This is a genomic window from Pseudomonas sp. R25(2017) (genome assembly GCF_002112565.1).
Lineage (GTDB): Bacteria > Pseudomonadota > Gammaproteobacteria > Pseudomonadales > Pseudomonadaceae > Aquipseudomonas > Aquipseudomonas ekonensis.
The window spans coordinates 48,003-66,454 of record NZ_NEHZ01000026.1; the positions used below are offsets into that span (position 1 = coordinate 48,003).

Here is an 18,452-nt window from a genome sequence, read left to right on the forward strand (position 1 = left end):
CCCGGCTAGGCGCTGCGCTCTTTGACGCCATCGCCAGCAGACTGGCTCCCGCAGGATGCGGTGAAGGTCTCGATGAAGCGTCGGATCAGCGGCGGCGGATCCTGTCGGCAGGCCAGGGCGACGGTGCTTCGGCAGCCGGGGTCGGCTAAGGGCAGGAAGCGCACGCCCGGCGGGGCGATGGCCTGCATCGACTCCGGCAGCAGGGCGATGCCGAACCCGGCCTGGATCAGCTGCAGTTGCGTGGTCTTGCGCGACATCACCCGAGCCGCTTTCGGGAAAAAACCGTGGCGCATGCACAGGTCCGCACATAAATAGCTGAGCCCGCCGCGTTGCGGGTGCGGGATCGAAATGAACGGCTCGTCCTTCAATTGCGCCAGGTCGATGGCCGAACCACTCTTGACCAGCCGATGGGTGTCCGGCGCCGCCAGCAGCAGGCGTTCGGTGAACAGCGGCAGCACCTGGACGCCTTCGCGCTGGCGCAGCACCGGCAAACGCAGCAGGCCGACATCGAGGCGGCCCTCGGCGAGTTCCTCAAGCTGCGCTTCGGAGGAGAGCTTGCCGATGTCCAGCGATACGCCGGGCAGTTGCCCGAGGAACACGCCGATGTCGTTGAGCAGCCCACCGCTGAGCGCAACGGTGCTGGAATGGCTCAGGCGCACCGTGCCGCGCCGGCCGGTGCCGACCTCGGTGGCCAGGGCGCTGGCCTTGTCTAGTTCGGCGAGCAGGTTGCGGGCCCGGGGCAGGAAGGCTTCGCCCGCCGCCGTGAGCCGGGGCTGGCGGGCGGTGCGTTCGAACAGCGGGGTGTGCAGGCGCTGCTCCATGTCCTTTATTTGCCGGCTCAGCGCCGATTGGGCGATGAACAGGCGTTCGGCGGCGGCGCTGAAGCTGCCGCAGTCGGCGATTTCCACGAAATAGCGCAGTTGGCGGGTGGAGAGCACGAGGTATGCCTTTTCGAGATGGCTGGGTGGCTCAAGCGATATTAGTCGCAAGTCTCGCCGCTGGCTAAAGTCATCCCGGACTGACATGAGGAGGCGGACGGATGAGTGTGGCGGCGTTGTTGAGCGAATGGTCGTGGGGTGTGGGGGGCTGGGCCGCCATCGGCGCGGGGGTGGCGCTGGCGTATGTGGTCTTCGGCATCGCCGGTTTCGGCACGGCGCTGGTGGCGGGGCCGATCCTGATTCTGTTCATGCCGCTGTCCAAGATCGTGCCGTTGCTGGTGCTGCTCGACTTCGTCGCCGCGTTCGGCAATCTGTTGCCGTCGCGGCGGGAGGTGGCGAAACCGGAACTGCTGCGACTGTTGCCGTGCATGGCGGTGGGGTGCACGCTGGGGGTGATTTTCCTGCTCAACCTCAAGTCCGACCTGCTGTTGCTGATGATGGGGCTGTTCATCAGCGCGTATGCGGTCTACAGCCTGTGGATCAAGGCCCGGCCGACGCGGCTGGCCGCCGGCTGGGCGCTGCCGATGGGCACGGTGGGCGGGCTTTTCGGCGCGCTGTTCGGCAGCGGCGGGTTTCTGTATGCGATCTACCTCAACAGCCGGTTGCCCAAGGACGCCGCGCGGGCCACGCAGAGTGCGCTGATCAGTTGCAGCACGGTGGTGCGCTTGAGCCTGTTCGCCGTCGCCGGGGTGTATGCCGAGCTACCTTTGCTGATGCTCGCGCTGTGCCTGATGCCGGCCATGGCGTTGGGCTTGTGGTCCGGGCGGCGGCTGACCGCGCGCCTGTCCCGCGAGGCGTTCGTGCGGCTGGTGACCTGGCTGGTGCTGGCCAGCGGGGTTGCGCTGATCGGGCGTTACCTGGGCACTTGACCGCAGCGCGTCAGGGATTAAGCTGCCGGCCGCACTTCCTTGTGGGAGCGAGCCTGCTCGCGATAGCGCCCATTCAGTCGACACATCGCTGACTGGTGCGACGCCATCGCGAGCAGGCTCGCTCCTACAGGATGATCAACCGTATCCGCAGCAGGCTGGGCCCATGAACTCGCAAAGCATCCTCGTCCCGAAAATCTCCACCTTGCCGGTGCACGAGCCCCGCGCCCGGGCCATCTTGCGCTGGCTGGTGCGCAAGAACATCGTCGAGGAACAGTTGAGCACCTGCGCACGCACCGGCAACCGCATGGGCCATGCGATCGCCGAAGGCGCCCGCGAGGTGGTGCTGCATCCGGAGGCGCTGCCGTTCGGCGAGCCGGTCAACGGCCTGGAGATCATCGTCAAGCGCTGCATCTATACGCCGGCCAAGGGCTTCCTCGAAGAGGCCGGCTGCGCCGAGTGCCGCCAGGAGGTGGGCGAAGCGCTGTTCGAAAGCCTGGAAGACTGGATGCCCAACCGCACCGACAACTTCACCTGCCCCGAGTGCGGGCACGAAGACGACATCAACGGCTTTCTGTTCCTGCAGCCCTGCGCGTTCTCCAACCTGGGTTTCATCTTCAACAACTGGCTGGAGGCGGGGTTCAAGCAGAGCTTCATCGACGAATTCGCCGACTGGCTGGATCAGCCGGTGAGCTGGGTCAAGGTGGAGCTCTAGGCCCCGGGCTTTCCGTACATCAGCAACATTGATGTCAGGCGAGTTTTGCATTGAGCCCGGCGGGGTGTCTGAGTATAATGGCGCGCTTCCATTTTCCCGCCCGGGAGCCCCCGCGATGCTGCGTATCAGCCAAGAAGCTCTGACCTTCGACGACATTCTCCTAGTGCCCGGTTATTCCGAGGTGCTTCCCAACGAAGTCAGCCTGAAGACCCGCCTTACCCGTGGCATCGAGCTGAACATTCCTCTGGTTTCCGCCGCCATGGACACCGTCACTGAAGCCCGTCTGGCCATCGCCATGGCTCAGGAAGGCGGCATTGGCATCATCCACAAGAACATGACCATCGAGCAGCAGGCCGCCGAAGTGCGCAAGGTCAAGAAGTTCGAGGCCGGTGTGGTCAAGGACCCGATCACCATCGAGGCCGACGCCACCGTGCGTGACCTGTTCGAACTGACCCGCCAGCACAACATCTCCGGCGTGCCGGTGCTGCACGACGGCGACCTGGTCGGCATCGTCACCTCCCGCGACGTGCGCTTCGAGAACCGTCTGGACGTCAGCGTGCGCGAAGTGATGACGCCCAAAGAGCGTCTGGTCACCGTCCGCGAAGGCGCCGACAAGAACGAAGTCCGCGAGCTGCTGCACAAGCACCGCCTGGAAAAAGTCCTGATCGTCGACGACAAGTTCGCCCTCAAGGGCATGATGACCGTCAAGGACATCGAGAAGGCCAAGGCCTACCCGCTGGCCAGCAAGGACGACCAGGGTCGCCTGCGCGTCGGCGCGGCGGTCGGCACCGGCAAGGACACCGGCGAGCGTGTCGCCGCCCTGGTCAACGCCGGCGTTGACGTGGTGGTGGTCGACACCGCCCACGGTCATTCCAAAGGCGTGATCGACCGCGTTCGCTGGGTCAAGGAAAACTTCCCTGAAGTGCAGGTGATCGGCGGCAACATCGCCACCGGCGCCGCCGCCAAGGCCCTGGCCGAAGCCGGCGCCGACGCGGTCAAGGTCGGCATCGGCCCTGGCTCGATCTGCACCACCCGCATCGTCGCCGGTGTCGGCGTTCCGCAGATCAGCGCCATCGCCAACGTGGCCGCCGCCCTTGAAGGCACCGGCGTTCCGTTGATCGCCGACGGCGGCATCCGTTTCTCCGGCGACCTGTCCAAGGCCATCGTGGCCGGCGCGTCCTGCGTGATGATGGGCTCGATGTTCGCCGGCACCGAAGAGGCGCCGGGCGAGATCGAACTGTTCCAGGGCCGTTCCTACAAGGCTTACCGCGGCATGGGTTCGCTGGGCGCGATGGCCCAGGCCCAGGGTTCCTCCGACCGCTACTTCCAGGACTCCTCGGCCGGCGCCGAGAAACTGGTTCCGGAAGGCATCGAAGGCCGCGTGCCGTACAAGGGCACCCTGACCGCGATCATCCACCAGCTGATGGGCGGCCTGCGCTCCTCGATGGGCTACACCGGCAGCGCCAACATCGAAGAGATGCGCACCAAGCCTGAGTTCGTGCGGATCACCGGCGCCGGCATGGCCGAATCCCATGTCCACGACGTGCAGATCACCAAGGAAGCGCCAAACTACCGCGTAGGTTGAGCCTTCAAAATCGCTAAGCAACCGGGGCTGTTCATTCAGCCCCGAGTTGTTTCTGAATCACGACTGTTACTGATTGACTTAAGACGAGACTGAATCATGGCCCTCGATATTCACGCTCACCGCATCCTGATCCTCGACTTCGGTTCCCAGTACACCCAACTGATCGCCCGCCGCGTGCGCGAGATCGGCGTGTACTGCGAACTGCACCCGTTCGACATGGACGAAGATGCGATCCGCGAATTCGCCCCGAAGGGTGTCATCCTCGCCGGCGGCCCCGAGTCCGTGCACGTCGCCGACAGCCCACGCTGCCCGCAGGCCGTCTTCGACCTGGGCGTGCCGGTCTTCGGCATCTGCTACGGCATGCAGACCATGGCCGAGCAACTGGGCGGCAAGGTCGAAGGCTCCGAACTGCGTGAGTTCGGCTACGCCCGTGTCGACGTGGTCGGCAAGAGCCGCCTGCTCGACGGCATCGAAGACCACATTGACGCCGACGGCCTGTTCGGCCTCGACGTGTGGATGAGCCACGGCGACAAGGTCACCAAGATGCCGGAAGACTTCCACATCCTGGCCAGCACCCCGAGCTGCCCGATCGCCGGCATGTTCAACGACGAGCGCGCCTACTACGGCGTGCAGTTCCACCCGGAAGTGACCCACACCAAGCAGGGCGGCCGCATCCTGTCGCGCTTCGTCCTCGACATCTGCGGTTGCGAAGCCCTGTGGACGCCGTCGAAGATCGCCGAAGACGCCATCGCCAACATCCGTGCCCAGGTCGGCACCGACAACGTGCTGCTGGGCCTGTCCGGCGGCGTCGATTCCTCGGTAGTCGCCGCGCTGCTGCACAAGGCCATCGGCGACCAGCTGACCTGCGTGTTCGTCGACAACGGCCTGCTGCGCCTGCACGAAGGCGACCAGGTGATGGCCATGTTCGCCGAGAACATGGGCGTCAAGGTGATCCGCGCCAACGCCGAAGACCAGTTCCTGAACAACCTGGCCGGCGAAGCCGACCCTGAGAAGAAGCGCAAGATCATCGGCCGCACCTTCATCGACGTGTTCGATGCCGAGTCCTGCAAGCTGAACAACATCAAGTACCTCGCCCAGGGCACCATCTACCCGGACGTGATCGAGTCGGCCGGCGCCAAGAGCGGCAAGGCCCACGTGATCAAGTCGCACCACAACGTGGGCGGCCTGCCGGAAGAGATGAACCTGAAGCTGGTCGAGCCGCTGCGCGAACTGTTCAAGGACGAAGTCCGCCGTCTGGGCCTGGAGCTGGGCCTGCCGTACGACATGGTCTACCGTCACCCGTTCCCGGGTCCGGGCCTGGGCGTGCGCATCCTCGGCGAAGTGAAGAAGGAATACGCGGACCTGCTGCGCCGCGCCGACCACATCTTCATCGAGGAACTGCGCAAGGCCGACTGGTATCACAAGGTCAGCCAGGCGTTCGTGGTGTTCCAGCCGGTGAAATCGGTGGGCGTGGTCGGCGACGGCCGCCGTTACGCGTGGGTCGTGGCCCTGCGTGCCGTCGAGACCATCGACTTCATGACCGCCCGTTGGGCGCACCTGCCGTACGAGCTGCTGGAAACCGTTTCCGGCCGCATCATCAACGAGATCGAAGGCATCTCCCGCGTCACCTACGACGTGTCGAGCAAGCCGCCAGCCACCATCGAGTGGGAATGATCACGAACGGGCCCGTCAACCCAGGCCCGTTGCTGTGACATCCGAAAGCCCCCGGTCGCAAGACCGGGGGCTTTTTTTCGGCTGGCGGGAAGGTTCAGTGCGGCAAGCGGCCCTCAAGGAGCATGCCCATCTCGCTGAGGCTCCAGGACAATTCTTCGAGGCTGGCGAACGCTACCTGATCGATGCCCACCCACACCGGGCGATGGATCCGCAAGGTGCCGTCAGCGAGACGTTCGACCGGCGTGTGAACGATCTTTCCTTCCCGGTTGCGGTGGATCAATGTCACGCCGTCTTCGGTTTTCTGGAAGGTGTACTGGCCGCGCCGCATCAGCATCCGTTCGATGTCCGCCGGCGTTCTTTCGACGGAAGGCTGCGGCGACTTCAAACTCAGATCGGCATAGAGCGTGTCGAATGCCCCCTGTTGTGGCCTGTCTTGATGCACATAGCCTCTGCCGATGCGGATGCCGCGGTCGATCTCGATCGTTGCCGGCGCATCGAGCGGCACTTCTTCGATGCGCAAGCCGATGCCGCCCTGCAGTTCGCTGATGCCGACCACGCCACGGAAGGTGTTGGTGTTTTCCTGGCCGGTGAGGACAACCCACTTGCCCGCTTCGTTGAGCTTTTGGTCGGCCTGCATGACGGTATGCGTAAGGTAGTTCTTGATGCCTTGTTCCTGCAGCTGCGTAAACGGTGCCTCGGGAAAGCGGTAGCTGGCCAGGCAGTCCGTCGCCTGAACCCGGATGCCGTTGAGGCGCGCGACCTTGACCGTTTCCAACGGCGTATGCACGCCCGATGGATCATTTTGCAGCTGCCGCAGAACGGTTTCGAGATCCGGGGACATCTCGCCTGTGCGGAAAAACGCATTCAGGTCGCCTTGGCTGAAGTCGTTGAGCAGGCGGTGGAAGTACAGGGTTCTGACCCCCTTGCGCGACAGGGTCGGCATGTTTTCGATGAGAAAACGCAGGCTGGCGATCCGGTCCTGACCTTCGCCGATGACCAGGCCGGGCACTGCGTCGAATACGTGTTCGATCAGGCTTGAGGCCGAAGTCGTGGGGATTGCGTCGACTGCGGGACGGGCGGGCAACTCACGGTAAAGGTCTCGGCGTCCAAAGAATTGATCGGTATCCCGTGCCAGCTTGCGCCGCAGGTCCGTGACGTATTCGTCATAGGAGGTGATTCCTCTAATGCTGCCATCGGGCAACCTGCTGACTTTGATGTGCGTCTCCGGCTTGCCCAGCGCCACATTCCTGAGGCCGTAACGGATGGGCGATTCGTAGCCGGTGGCAGGAGCGCGCAACGGTGCAGGCGCAGGTGCAGGTGCAGGTGCAGGCGCAGGCGCAGGCGCGGCCTCAGTCCTGATCCGAGACATGCCCTTGAGGTTGTTGCCACCGCCCTTCAGGCCACCCGTTGGAGCCAGTTCCCATTCGCCTTGGGCGTTCAGGCGCACCGGCAGGGTGCCGGAAAACGCGTTCGGGCGTTCAGGGTTGATGATGGCCCAGGTGCCGGGGCCGTTGACGTCGGGTTCGAAGCGCACGTAGTAGGCGGTGCCGTCGAGGCTGATGGCCGTCGCAGGGTCGCCGTCGAGCCGATAGATGCCCTGGAACTTGCCGGGCCCGGTGTCAGGCCTTCGAGCTTCAAGCAGATCATTGGCTTGCCAGCGTGCGAGTTTGTCCTGGATCTGGGCCAGGCCGGGCTCGACCGGCAGCGCAGCGGGTTCGGCCGGCAACGGCCACCCCATGGGCCGAAGGCCTCGCTCCATCAGGGCCTGCTTGAGCTCATCGCAATGGTCGGCCGTGATGAAGTCGTACTCGGGCCGCATCGGCACCTGCAGACTGATCCTGCCGCCGGGTGTCGTACGCACGACGCTGTCCGCCATGTGGCCCGCTTCGTTGCGGTAGACCACCAGAATGCTGTTGCGGTAGCGCTGGAAGGTGAACATGCCGGGCTCGGGCAACAGGGCGCGCAGATTCTGCGGTGTGCGGTAGGCCCACGGGGTCGGCATCTGCACGCGCCAGGTGCCCTGGATCTGGGCCTGCACGGCATCCATGTCGCCTCCGTCCAGCGGTTCCTCGACGGGTGAGCCGGGGTAGTCGGCGTATTCGACGACCACCCCGGGGTCGGTGCCGATGGGCGCCTCAAGGCCTGGCGGCACGTCGTCGAAACGCAGGCTCAGGGCGTCTGCCTGTTCGCTGATGCCCTGGTGGCCCCTGAAGGTGGTCATGTGTTCCCGATCCACCAACGCCACCCACCTGGCCGGGCCTTTGACGGCTTCGTTGAAGCGGATGACCTGGCCGGCGAAGAAGCTCCTGGCCATCGGCAGACCCGGTTCCGAGCCGAACGCGGAGCGGTTGATGTGGTAGGTGGTGGACAGGTCGAGCGCCTGCACCCGGATCTTTGCGGCATTGGCGGCCTTCACCACCTCTGTCAGCGTGAAGCGGCCATCGGGGTCGTTGCCGGCCATGAAGTCGAGCTTGCGCAGGTATTCTTCCAGTTCGGCAGGCATCTGGCCGGTGCGGGCGAATGTATCCAGCGCCGTCTGGTTGACGTTGGCCAGCAGTTGCTGGGTGTAGAGCGTCTTCACGCCGCGCCGGGCGAGGGCCGGCATGTTCTCGATCAGGAACTGCTTGCTGCCGATGCCGCCTTGCGTTTCGCCGATGACCAACCCCGGCTTCCGGGCGAAGGCAGCGTCGAGCAGGTCGCCGGGTGAGTCGAAGGCCGCCGCCGTGGCGACGGGCAGGCGCGGCGTGACAGGATTGGCCGCATACCAGGTGCGGGCGTCGCTGATCAGGTTGTCGCGTGCGGTTTCCTGGCTCAGTTCGAAGCGGCTCAAGGTGCGCGTCCGGCCGAAGGCATCGGTGACCGGCCTGACATCGTCCGCGCCGCCCAGGGCCCAGGCGCGCATGTCCGGGGCGTCGATTTCGGTGACCAGGGTGCCGGGCAGTTGTGCCCATTGCTGCGCGGCGGAGGTGCTGGCGTGCGGCAGATCCATGCCGCCCTTGAGCCCGAGCTGCGGAAGGGTTTCCCATTGGCCGGCGGCGTTCAAGCGTACGGGAATCGAACGGACGAAGGCATTCGGCCGGGCGGGGTCGATGATGGCCCAGTGGCCGGTGCCGCTCGCCGAGGTTTCGTAGCGCACGTAGTAGTTGCCGTCGCCGAGGCGGATGGCCCGTGACGGGTCGGACGGCAGGCTGTGGATGCCCTGGTACTTGCCCGGTTCGCGGCTCAGCGTCGTGTCGTCGAGGGTAAGGCCGATTCGGTAGGATGCCGGGATGCCAGACACAGGCCGCGGGGGCTCGACGGCTTGAGCATCCGCCGGAGGGGGCGGTGGCTTGGGTGTACGTGCCGGCTGCGTCGCTTCCTGCAGTTCTGCCATTTCCCTGGCCTCGGCCGCTTCGATGTCGGGGCCGACTTCTTCCAGTGAGCCAGGGCCGGCGAGGGCGGCCAGGTTCAGCAGCAGGTCGATGCCGCCGAGCACGGCCCCCAGGATGCCGGCCTTGCGCTCCTCGGACGTTTTGCCGTTGACCGCCTGATCGATGTTCAGCCCCATGTCGGCGATGCTCGCCCCGATCAACGGCAATGCGACCGGCCAGCCGACGATGGCCATGGGGGCGAAGACCCTCAGGCCGGCGCTGAGGTAACCGATCCAGAGTTTCTTGCGCAGGTCGGCGTTGGCGGTCAGCGTGAGTTCGGCTTCGATGAACAAGGCGTCGCGGGTCGATGTCTGCAGCCAGGTGAAGGTGTCGCCTTCGATGGCTTTGTCGTTCTGGTTGATCAGGTGGTGGTCGTACCGGCTCCAAGTGCTGACCAGGCGGTTCATCAGGTCACTGATGTGGTCGGCGATCTCCTGTCGGTCGGCCAAGGGAAAATGCGTCATGAAGATCTGGCGGTCCTGCGGCTGGTTCATCCGCAGCAGCATCCAAAAATGCATGTCGGTGGCGGTTTCCAGCACGGTGAAGGCGCTGGCTTCGCCGGGCACATAAACGATCTGGCGACCCTTGGGCGCGACGAAACGCAGGATGTCGGTGGCGGTGAAGCCGGCGACGTCCAGCGTCCGGACCGTACCCGTTGTGGGGTGCGTCGATTGCAGCCACTGCAGCGTGACCGGCCAACTGATCGGGCCGAGCGCGGCCTGGGTGACGAAGCGGAAGTCTTCGTCGCTCAACAGACGCTTGTCCCGGGCCTGCACGGCCTTGAGCAGGAAATTGCACTTGGCCAGGGTGCGGTAATCGCTGCCCGAGCGGTGCCAGAAAGTGCTCAGCCGATCCTTGTACCGAGTGCTGAAATCGATGCTCCAGAAGTCCTTCAATACTTCGTTGCCGTGGAGGCGGACTTCGTTGGTTTCGTTGAACGTGCCGGCGGTGGGGCCTGCGCTGTAGAAGCCCGCGTACACGTCGAGCAGGTCGGCGTTGTCCTGGTCGGCGACGCGGAAGCGCTGGATCACCAGTTGGGTGAGGGTCAGCGTCGAGGTCGGTTTGGCGTTGACGTGTTCCCAGCCGGTGAAGGTGCGGCCGTTGCTCTGGGCCGCATCGAAGCGGTGGAAGTACACCCGGTCGGGATCGAGGCCGGTGACGCCGTGCTTTTTCAGCAGGTCGCCGGCCACCTCGCGGGCGGTGTCCTGAAGGCTGGGGCAGTCGCCGATGACGCGGCGGGCGATGGCCTTGAGCGCGGCCTTGTCGGCGGCGTTGGGAAGCGGGCGGTGGTTGTCTGGGATCATGCTCTCTCACTCCTTGAGATACGGGCAGGGAGCATGACCCGTCCGGGCGGCGCAGGTGCGGTACATAGTTATCGCATTGCCGCTGCGGCGGCACGTCGCCCTTACTGTTTGCCAGTTGCGGGTGTATCGTATTCGCCTTTTGCGGGCCCGGTGCCTGCCGTCGATCCGTGAGGTAGCCCAGTTCATGTCCTTTACCCGTCGCCAAATCCTCGGTGGCCTGGCCGGTCTTGTTGTCGTTGGCGTCGGTGCGGGAGGGACGGCGCGCTACTGGCTGGGCAAGCGGGCGCAAGCCGATGCGGGGCACGACTATGAGCTGATCGCAGCGCCCCTGGACGTCGAACTGGTGGCCGGGCACAAGACCCAGGCCTGGGCCTTCGGCCCGTCGGCGCCGGGCACCGAACTGCGCGTGCGTCAGGGCGAGTGGCTGCGGGTGCGCTTCATCAACCGGCTGCCGGTGGCGACCACCATCCACTGGCACGGCATCCGCCTGCCGCTGGAAATGGACGGTGTGCCGTACGTCTCGCAATTGCCGGTGCTGCCGGGCGAATACTTCGACTACAAATTCCGTGTGCCGGATGCCGGCAGCTATTGGTATCACCCCCACGTCAGCAGCAGCGAAGAGCTCGGCCGCGGGCTGGTGGGGCCGCTGATCGTCGAGGAGCGCGAGCCGACCGGCTTCCGCTACGAAAAGACCCTGAGCCTGAAGAACTGGCACGTGGACGACGAGGGCAACTTCGTCGACTTCAGCATCCCCCGCGAAGCGGCCCGGGGCGGCACGGCGGGGCGCCTGTCGACCATCAACGGCGTGCCGTCGCCGGTGATAGAACTGCCCGCCGGCCAGATCACGCGGGTGCGCCTGCTCAACCTCGACAACACCCTGACCTACCGCATCAACATCCCCGGCGTCGAAGCGCAGATCTACGCGCTGGACGGCAACCCGGTGGCGCCGCGGCCGCTGGGCAAGGAATACTGGCTCGGCCCCGGCATGCGCATCTGCCTGGCGATCAAGGCCCCGGCGGCAGGCCAGGAGCTGTCGCTGCGCAACGGCCCGGTGCGGCTGGGCACCCTGCGTTCGGTGGCCAACGACGATGCGCCGACCGAGTGGCCGCCAGCGCTGCCCGTCAACCCGGTGGCCGAGCCGGACCTGGCCAAGGCCGAGAAACTCAACTTCAATTTCGAATGGGTCGGTTCCGTGTCGGTGAACGTCGACAACGGCAAGCCGCCGAGCCTGTGGCAGATCAACGGCAAGGCCTGGGACATCACCGACAAGACCTGCGCCGACCGGCCGATCGCCAGCCTGAAGCTGGGCCAGAGCTACATTTTCGAACTCAAGAACATGACCCAGTACCAGCACCCCATCCACCTGCACGGCATGAGCTTCAAGGTGATCGCCTCGAACCGGCGCAAGATCGTTCCGTACTTCACCGACACCTACCTGCTGGGCAAGAACGAGCGGGCGCAAGTGGCGCTGGTGGCGGATAACCCGGGGGTGTGGATGTTCCACTGCCATGTGATCGACCACATGGAAACCGGCCTGATGGCCGCCATCGAGGTGAAGTGATGCGCCAGATCCGCCCCGCGGCGATCATCGACCGCAGCCGCGACCGCGACTTCATGCGCGAAGCGCTGGCCCTGGCCGCGCAGGGCGCCGCCCTCGGCGAAGTGCCGGTGGGGGCGGTGCTGGTGCAGGACGGCGAGATCGTCGGCCGCGGCTTCAATTGCCCGATCAGCACCAGCGACCCCAGCGCCCATGCGGAAATGGTCGCCATCCGCGCCGCCGCCGAGGCGGCCGGCAACTACCGCCTGCCGGGCAGCACGCTCTATGTGACGCTGGAGCCGTGCAGCATGTGCGCCGGGCTGATCGTGCATTCGCGCATCGCGCGGGTGGTGTACGGCGCCCTGGAGCCCAAGGCCGGGATCGTGCAGAGCCAGGGGCAGTTCTTCACCCAGGGCTTTCTCAACCATCGGGTGCTGCATGAGGGCGGGGTGCTGGCGGAGGAGTGCGGGGCGGTGCTGACCGAATTCTTCAGGGCCCGGCGCGCCAAGTCTTCGGACTGAACGCCTGCTTCGTGTCTGCTTCCGTTCGGCGGCGTCCTGGCGGACGCCATCGCCAGCAGGCTGGCTCCCACAGGGTTTTGCGGTGAACACAGTGGCTGCATTCGGCCGAGTCCCCTTGTGGGAGCCAGCCTGCTGGCGATGGCGCCGGTGAGGGCGCCGCAGGGCCGGCCGATCTACTTGCGGGCGACGATCACCGCCCGCATCGGCGCCGGCAGCCCTTCGATCGTCTTGCTGTGGTCGTGCGGGTCGAGGAAGTCGCTCAGCGACTGGTACTTCATCCACTCGGTGCTGCGCTGTTCCGCCACGGTGGTGAAGCTCACGTCCACGCAACGCACGTCGCTGAAGCCGGCGCGGCGCAGCCACAGCTCCAGCGCCGGCACCGACGGCAGGAACCACACGTTGCGCATCTGCGCGTAGCGGTCTTCCGGCACCAGCACCTGGTGCCGGTCGCCTTCGACCACCAAGGTCTCCAGCACCAGTTCGCCGCCCTTGACCAGGCAATCCTTGAGCGCGAGCAGATGCTCGATCGGCGAGCGGCGGTGGTAGAACACGCCCATGGAAAACACCGTGTCGAAGCCTTCGAGGTTCGCCGGCAGGTCTTCGAACGGGAACGGCAGGTGCCAGGCGTTCGGCTGCGACAGGTAACGCTGCACCGCCTGGAACTGGCAGAAGAACAGCCAGTTCGGATCGACCCCGATCACGCTGTCGGCCCCGGCGCCGAGCATGCGCCACATGTAGTAGCCGTTGCCGCAGCCGACATCGAGGATGCGCTTGCCCGCAAGGTTCAGGTGCGGAGCGACCCGCGACCATTTCCAGTCCGAGCGCCACTCGGTGTCCACGTGCACGCCGAACAGGTCGAACGGCCCCTTGCGCCAGGGCGACAGGCCCATCAGCGCGGTGCGCATCTGCGCGCGGGTGGCGTCGTCGCAGTCGCTGTCCAGCGTCAGGCCGTCGAGCAGGTCGACTTCGCTCGGCTGGATCTGGGGCAGGGCGTCCAGCGCGCTTTGCCAGCGCTCCAGGTCGCCGTGGCCCTTTTCCATCTTCTTGTCGAGCTGCGCTTGCAGGGTATTGGCCCAGTCGGCCAGCGGCGTGCCGGCCAGACGGCGGGCGAGGGGAGACAGATCGATCATGGCAGGGCAATCAACGAGGCGAAGTTAAGGCATTGGAACCACGGCACGACTTTCGAGAATCCGGCGGCCAGCAGGCGTTCGCGGTGTTCTTCGAGGCTGTCGGGCTTCATGACGTTTTCGATGGCGCTGCGCTTCTGGGCGATCTCCAGTTCGCTGTAGCCGTTGGCGCGCTTGAACGCCACATGCAGGTCGGTGAGCAGCGCGTGTTCGTCGGCGTCGTTGAAGCGCAGCTTCTCGGACAGGATCAGCGCGCCGCCGGGCAGCAAGGCCTGGCGGATGCGGCCGAGCAGGGCCAGGCGCTGCTCTGGTGCGATGAACTGCAGGGTGAAGTTGAGCGCCACCACCGAGGCCGGCTTGAAGTCGAGCGCCAGGATGTCGGCTTCGATCACCTCGACCGGCAGCAACTCCTGGAATATCGAATCCTGGCCGTTGAGGTACTCGCGGCAGCGTTCGACCATCGCCGCCGAATTGTCCACGGCGATCACCCGGCAACCGTCGGTGCGCACATGGCGGCGCAGGGCCTGGGTCACGGCGCCGAGGGAGGCGCCCAAGTCATAGAGCACGCTGTGGGGCTGGGCGAACTGCGCGGCGAGCACGCCGAGGTTCTCGACGATGGTCGGGTAACCCGGCACCGAACGCTTGATCATGTCCGGGAACACCCGCACCACGTCCTCGTTGAAGGCGAAGTCAGGCACCTGGGCCATGGGCTGGGCGAAAATGCGGTCGGGTTCTTTGCTCACGGCGGTTCCGGCGGTTCGGTGGAAAAGGCCGGCATTTTAGCCAAATTGCTGCGGGGATGCGCGGGTTGGCTGATAAACGCCCGAACGGCGCTGCCAGCCTCGTGTCAGGCACATCGCTTTCGCGAGCGGGCTCGCTCCCCAGGGTGTTGCACCGTCCATGAGGGAGCCAGCCTGCGGGCGATGCGGTCAGCGCGGTTTTTGCGAGAACGCCGAGGCCGCGATGCCCCACTGGCCCAGCCAGTAGCTGAGGATGATGAGGTAGGGGGCGGCGTGGAACGGCGCGACGAAGCGGTTGATGCCGATCACGCTGTCGGAGAACACGAACGCCACGGCCCCGCCGGCGGCCAGCAGCGCCGAACGTTGCGGCACGCCGCTGCCCAGGCGGGCCAAGGCGCGCCAGAGCATGGCGCTGATGGCCGTGCCGTAGATGATCACCGGCACCAGCAACGGCCCCAGGCCGCTTGCGACCAGAATGCCCAGCAGCACCGCGCCCAAGGCCAGGGCGAGGACCAGCGGCAGCACGGCCAGGCGCCGGCAGTCGCTGAGGTAGGCTTTGAGGTAGGCCAGGTGTGCGATCAGGAACGCTCCGAGGCCGAACACGAACAGGTCGCCCGGCCAGGCCAGCAGCACGTCGCCCACCAGCGAGAAGATCAGGCCCAGGCTGATCCAGCGCCGGTAGTCGCCGGGCGGCGCGTCGTGCAGCCAGCCGAGCAGCGCCAGCACCGGCAGCGGCTTGACCAACAGGCAGAGCAGCGCCGCGTGGGTGCTCAGGCCGTAGAGGAAGGTCGCCGCGCCCATCAGCGCCAGGATCAGCCAGCCCATGTCAGTTGACCGAAATGGCGCAGTCGAAGGTTTCCACCGGCAGCACTTCCGGTGCCCACGGCTGCTGCGAGGTCAGGCGCAGGCGCCCGGTGCCGGTGGCGAAGGCCTGGAAGCGCCAGGTGGACAGGCCCGCCGCGCCGACCACGCCGGCGTCCTCGGGGTTGCTGTAGACCTCGGGGCTCAGGGCGCGCAGCACTCCGCCGGCGGAATCCTGGATGGCCCAGCGGTAGCCGGTGGTGGGGTTGCTGGGCAGGGTCACGATCAGGTTTTGCCCGTTGGCCAGCCGCACCGGGCATTCGCTTTGTTTCTCCACGGTCACGTTGGTTTTCGGTTGCGTGGCGCAGGCGGCCAGCAGGGCGAGACTCAGGGGGACGAACAGGCGAATGGGGGACATGGGGTGAGGGGCTCCGGCGTTCTCGACGAACGGCGAGCATAACTGAAGATGAGACAAAGTGTGACAACCTGGCGGGGCGAGGCTGTCAATTCCGGCCCCTTCGCGGGCAAGCCGAATCGTCGCACTGATCCAGGGTGCACACAGCGCCCCTGTGGGAGCCTGCCTGCTGGCGATGGCGCCGTGGAAGGCGCTGCCGGGGGCAAGGTACAACCTCCCCCCGCATGGTTCTGCGGCCATGCGCAGCCTTGGCTGACGTCATCGCCAGCAGGCTGGCTCCCACAGGATCTGCGGTCACGCAAAACCTGTGGGAGCTGGCTTGCCAGCGATAGCGGTAGTGCAGGCACTACATGATTATCAGAACAGCACTTTCGCCACATCCGCGAACCGCTTGGCGAAGTGCACGGTGATGCCTTCCTTGAGGTAGTCCGGCAGTTCCTCGAAGTTGCCCCGGTTGGCCTCCGGCAGGATCAGTTCGAAGAGCTTCTGCCGACGCGCCGCGATGACCTTTTCCCGCACCCCGCCGATCGGCAGCACGTGCCCGGTCAGGGTCAGTTCGCCGGTCATGGCCACGCCTTTCTTCGGCGGCTGGTTGCGTGCCAGGGAAAGCAGGGCGCTGGCCATGGTCACGCCGGCGCTCGGGCCGTCCTTGGGCGTCGCGCCTTCCGGCACGTGCAGGTGGACGAACGCCTCGTCGAAGAACTTCGGATCGCCGCCGAAGGATTTCAGGTGCGAGCTGACGTAGCTGTAGGCGATCTCGGCCGATTCCTTCATCACGTCGCCCAGTTGCCCGGTGAGCTTGAAGCCCCGGTTGAGGGTGTGGATGCGCGTCGCTTCGATCGGCAGGGTCGCGCCGCCCATGCTGGTCCAGGCCAGCCCCGTGATGACGCCGGTGCCGGACAGCACCTGCTCGTTGCGAAACACCTGATGGCCCAGCGAGGCTTCGAGGTCCTTGGGGCCCAGCTTGATGACGGCCTTCGGCTCGTCGATCAGTTTCATCACGGCCTTGCGCACCAGTTTGCCCATCTGCTTTTCCAGCTGGCGCACGCCGGCCTCGCGGGCGTAGCCGTCGATCAGGGCCTTGAGGGCCGCGTCGCTGATGCTCAGGCTGCCCTTGGACACGCCGGCCTTCTCCAGCAGCTTGGGCCACAGGTGGCGCTTGGCGATGGCGACCTTCTCTTCGGTGATGTAGCCCGACAGGCGAATCACTTCCATGCGGTCCAGCAGTGGTCCTGGGATCGAGTCCAGGGTGTTGGCGGTGCAGACGAACAGAACCTTGGACAGGTCCATCCGCAGGTCGAGGTAGTGGTCGAGGAATTCGACGTTCTGCTCAGGGTCGAGGGTCTCCAGCAGCGCCGAGGCCGGGTCGCCCTGGTAGCTCTGGCCCATCTTGTCGATCTCGTCGAGCATGATCACCGGGTTCATCACTTCGACGTCTTTCAGGGCCTGCACGAGCTTGCCCGGCTGCGCGCCGATGTAGGTGCGCCGGTGGCCCTTGATCTCGGCCTCGTCGCGCATGCCGCCGAGGCTGAAGCGGTAGAACGGTCGGCCCAGGGATTCGGCGATGGATTTGCCGACGCTGGTCTTGCCCACGCCCGGCGGCCCCACCAGCAGCACGATGGAACCGCTGATCTCGCCTTTGTAGGCGCCGACCGCGAGGAATTCGAGGATCCGGTCCTTGATGTCGTCGAGCCCGGCGTGGTGCTTGTCCAGCACCTTGCGCGCGTGCTTGAGGTCGAGCTTGTCCTCGCCGTACACGCCCCACGGCACCGAAGTGGTCCAGTCGAGGTAATTGCGGGTGACCGCGTATTCCGGCGAACCGGTCTCCAGGATCGACAGCTTGTTCATTTCCTCTTCGAGGCGCTTCTGCACCTGCGCCGGCAGCACCTTGCCTTCCAGGCGCTGCTCGAACTGTTCGAGGTCGGCGCTGCGGTCGTCCTTGGTCAGGCCCAGCTCCTGCTGGATGACCTTGAGCTGTTCCTTGAGGAAGAACTCGCGCTGGTGCTCGCCGATCTTGCGGTTCACCTCGGCGGAGATCTCTTTCTGCAGGCGCGCGACCTCGACTTCCTTGCGCAGCATCGGCAGGACTTTTTCCATGCGCTTGAGCATCGGCACGCAGTCGAGCACTTCCTGCAGTTCGGGGCCTGTGGCCGAGGTCAGGGCGGCGGCGAAGTCGGTCAGCGGCGAGGGATCGTTGGGGCTGAAGCGGTTGAGGTAGTTCTTAAGCTCTTCGCTGTACAGCGGGTTGAGCGGCAGCAGTTCCTTGATCGCGTTGATCAGCGCCATGCCGTAGGCCTTGACCTCGTCGGTCGGCTCGGTGGGCTGGTGCGGGTATTCGACCTCTACCAGGTAGGGCGGGCGGTGGTGCTTGAGCCAGGTCTTGATGCGTACGCGGCTCAGGCCCTGGGCGACGAACTGCAGCTTGCCGTTCTCGCGGCTGGCGTGGTGCACCTTGACCAGGGTGCCGTATTCGGGGAGCGCCTTGGTGTTGAAGTGGCGCGGGTCTTCCTGGGGCGTGTCCATGAAGAACAGGGCAAGGGAGTGGTGCCCGGACTGGCTGACCAGATCCAGGGTCTCGGCCCACGGCTCTTCGTTGACGATGACCGGCAGCACCTGCGCGGGGAAGAACGGACGGTTGTGGATCGGGATGACGTAGACCTTGTCCGGCAGGTTCTGGCCGGGCAGGGCCAGGCCCTTGCCGGTGGAGCGGTGTTCGATGTGTTCGGCTTCGGTGTAGTCGTCGGGGTTGTCCGGGAATTCTTGCTGGTCGCTCATGGGGCACCTGCGCAATGGGGTATGGGGCTTAGATGGGGCAGGGG

General features: G+C 65.7%; 13 protein-coding genes. 6 read left to right on the forward strand and 7 right to left on the reverse strand.

Annotated elements, in window-relative coordinates; all coding sequences use genetic code 11:
* Nucleotides 1-5: 5 nt before the first annotated feature.
* Entirely contained in the window at nucleotides 6-938 is a 933-nt protein-coding gene (locus CAG31_RS26270; RefSeq protein ID WP_085586655.1) for a LysR family transcriptional regulator, read from the reverse strand.
* Between the two features lie 101 nt (nucleotides 939-1,039).
* Here CAG31_RS26270 and CAG31_RS26275 point away from each other — a divergent pair, with 101 nt between their 5' ends.
* The 4 genes from CAG31_RS26275 (at nucleotide 1,040) to guaA (ending at nucleotide 5,778) form a co-directional block, all read left to right on the forward strand.
* Nucleotides 1,040-1,807 (forward strand): sulfite exporter TauE/SafE family protein, encoded by a 768-nt coding sequence (locus tag CAG31_RS26275; RefSeq protein WP_085586656.1) that lies wholly within the window; start codon nucleotides 1,040-1,042, stop codon nucleotides 1,805-1,807.
* A 163-nt stretch (nucleotides 1,808-1,970) separates the two neighbouring features.
* On the forward strand, nucleotides 1,971-2,519 hold the full coding sequence (locus CAG31_RS26280; RefSeq protein ID WP_085586657.1) for a sugar ABC transporter ATPase: 549 nt from the start codon (nucleotides 1,971-1,973) through the stop codon (nucleotides 2,517-2,519).
* Nucleotides 2,520-2,634: 115 nt separating this feature from the next.
* Nucleotides 2,635-4,104 carry an IMP dehydrogenase gene (gene guaB, locus CAG31_RS26285; protein WP_085586658.1) on the forward strand — a complete coding sequence of 490 codons (1,470 nt, stop codon included), beginning with the start codon at nucleotides 2,635-2,637 and terminating at the stop codon, nucleotides 4,102-4,104.
* Between the two features lie 96 nt (nucleotides 4,105-4,200).
* Nucleotides 4,201-5,778, forward strand: a complete 1,578-nt coding sequence (gene guaA / locus CAG31_RS26290) for a glutamine-hydrolyzing GMP synthase (RefSeq protein ID WP_085586659.1) — start codon at nucleotides 4,201-4,203, stop codon at nucleotides 5,776-5,778.
* A 94-nt stretch (nucleotides 5,779-5,872) separates the two neighbouring features.
* Here the strand turns inward: guaA and CAG31_RS26295 are convergent, their stop codons facing one another.
* Nucleotides 5,873-10,492 (reverse strand): membrane-targeted effector domain-containing toxin, encoded by a 4,620-nt coding sequence (locus CAG31_RS26295; RefSeq protein ID WP_085586660.1) that lies wholly within the window; start codon nucleotides 10,490-10,492, stop codon nucleotides 5,873-5,875.
* Nucleotides 10,493-10,676: 184 nt separating this feature from the next.
* Between CAG31_RS26295 and CAG31_RS26300 the strand changes: the two genes are divergently transcribed.
* Both CAG31_RS26300 and tadA read left to right on the forward strand, forming a co-directional pair.
* Nucleotides 10,677-12,053 (forward strand): multicopper oxidase family protein, encoded by a 1,377-nt coding sequence (locus CAG31_RS26300; RefSeq protein WP_085586661.1) that lies wholly within the window; start codon nucleotides 10,677-10,679, stop codon nucleotides 12,051-12,053.
* Complete coding sequence (tadA, locus tag CAG31_RS26305) at nucleotides 12,053-12,550, forward strand: tRNA adenosine(34) deaminase TadA (RefSeq protein WP_085586662.1); 498 nt, start codon at nucleotides 12,053-12,055, stop codon at nucleotides 12,548-12,550. The genes CAG31_RS26300 and tadA overlap by 1 nt, the downstream gene beginning before the upstream one ends.
* Nucleotides 12,551-12,723: 173 nt before the next feature.
* Here tadA and cmoB read toward each other — a convergent pair whose 3' ends face one another.
* The 5 genes from cmoB to lon form a co-directional block, all read right to left on the reverse strand.
* Complete coding sequence (gene cmoB, locus CAG31_RS26310; RefSeq protein ID WP_085586663.1) at nucleotides 12,724-13,680, reverse strand: tRNA 5-methoxyuridine(34)/uridine 5-oxyacetic acid(34) synthase CmoB; 957 nt, start codon at nucleotides 13,678-13,680, stop codon at nucleotides 12,724-12,726.
* Complete coding sequence (gene cmoA, locus CAG31_RS26315; protein ID WP_256575592.1) at nucleotides 13,677-14,384, reverse strand: carboxy-S-adenosyl-L-methionine synthase CmoA; 708 nt, start codon at nucleotides 14,382-14,384, stop codon at nucleotides 13,677-13,679. Before cmoA ends, cmoB begins: the two co-directional genes overlap by 4 nt.
* 222 nt (nucleotides 14,385-14,606) lie before the next feature.
* Entirely contained in the window at nucleotides 14,607-15,242 is a 636-nt protein-coding gene (locus CAG31_RS26320) for a lysoplasmalogenase (RefSeq protein WP_085586665.1), read from the reverse strand.
* A 1-nt stretch (nucleotide 15,243) separates the two neighbouring features.
* On the reverse strand, nucleotides 15,244-15,636 hold the full coding sequence (locus CAG31_RS26325) for a protease inhibitor I42 family protein (RefSeq protein WP_085586666.1): 393 nt from the start codon (nucleotides 15,634-15,636) through the stop codon (nucleotides 15,244-15,246).
* A 354-nt stretch (nucleotides 15,637-15,990) separates the two neighbouring features.
* Nucleotides 15,991-18,408 carry an endopeptidase La gene (lon, locus tag CAG31_RS26330; protein WP_085586667.1) on the reverse strand — a complete coding sequence of 806 codons (2,418 nt, stop codon included), beginning with the start codon at nucleotides 18,406-18,408 and terminating at the stop codon, nucleotides 15,991-15,993.
* Nucleotides 18,409-18,452 lie beyond the last annotated feature (44 nt).